Source organism: Nostocoides veronense (assembly GCF_039531185.1).
Classification (GTDB): domain Bacteria; phylum Actinomycetota; class Actinomycetes; order Actinomycetales; family Dermatophilaceae; genus Nostocoides_A; species Nostocoides_A veronense.
Genome location: NZ_BAAAPO010000087.1, coordinates 1 through 1,263 on the forward strand (window position 1 = coordinate 1; position 1,263 = coordinate 1,263).

General features: G+C 71.6%; 1 protein-coding gene. It reads left to right on the forward strand.

Annotated elements, in window-relative coordinates; all coding sequences use genetic code 11:
* Window positions 1-22: 22 nt before the first annotated feature.
* On the forward strand, window positions 23-1,263 hold a 1,241-nt coding region (locus ABD225_RS18630; protein WP_344089218.1), incomplete at its 3' end, for an ISL3 family transposase.

A 1,263-nucleotide genomic window follows, 5' to 3' on the forward strand; every position in this document is an offset into this window, starting at 1 on the left:
GTTGGGGATCGAGGGACTTGCGGTGGCGTTGGTCACCCTCGATGGTGACGGCGGCCGGGTCGTGGACGTCGTGACCGATGAAGGGTCCGCGGCAGCGTGCCCGGAGTGCGGGGTGCTGTCAACCTCGGTCAAGGAACGCACGACCACGCATCCGCGGGACCTGCCGTACGGGGCCTCGTCGGTCCGGTTGGTGTGGCACAAGACGCGGTGGCGGTGCCGCGAACGGGCCTGCCCAAGAGGAACATTCACCGAGTCACTGGCCACGGTGCCGGCCCGCTCGAGGCTGACGTCCCGGCTGCGGGCCGAGTGTGGTGAGCGGGTCGCGACCGACGCCGCGTGTGTTCAGGCGGCCGTGGACCGGTACGGGGTGTCCTGGCCGATCGTGCACGCCGCGTTCGTCGCGCACGTCGATGCCGAGCTGGCCGCGCCGGTGCCGGCGGTGTGTGTGCTCGGGATCGATGAGACCCGCCGCGGCAAGCCGGTCTGGGCCCGCGACGAGGAGACCGGCCGGTGGCGGATCATCGCCGACCGGTGGCTGACCGGCATCGTCGACGCCGACGGCACCGCCGGCCTGCTCGCGCATGTCGATGGACGGACCGCGCAAGTCGTCTCGGACTGGCTGACCGACCAGCCAAAAGCCTGGCGGGACAACGTCACCCACGTGTGTATCGACCTGTCCGCGTCCTACGCCAAGGCCGTCGCCGACGCCCTCCCGGGCGCGGTCCTGGTCGCCGACCGGTTCCACCTGGTCCGGCTCGGCAACGACATGGTCACCGCCGTGCGGCAACGCGCCACCCGTGAGGAGCGGGGCCGTCGAGGCCGCAAGCGTGACCCCGAGTGGGTCTCACGGCGGCGGCTGCTCACCGCCCACGAGCGCCTGTCCCCGGCCTCGTTCGCGCGGATGTGGAACGGGCTGATCGACCAAGGCGATCTCGGTATCGAGGTCCTGCACGCCTACGCCGTGAAGGAGAACCTCCGGGCTCTGCTCGCCCTCGCGCCCACGCCGGGAACCTCGGTCCCTGACCGGTCCGCGATCTCCCACCGCCTGTGGCGCTTCCTGTCCCTCGCCGCCGCCAGCGACAGCCCCGAGGTCCACCGCCTCGCCGCGACCGTCGAGAACTGGTGGCCCGCGATCGAGGCCGGCCTGCTCACCGGCTACTCCAACGCCCGCTCCGAGGGCTACAACCGGCTCGCCAAGCACCAAGGACGCAACGCCTTCGGCTTCCGCAACACCGAGAACCAACGCCGCCGCATACGCTGGGC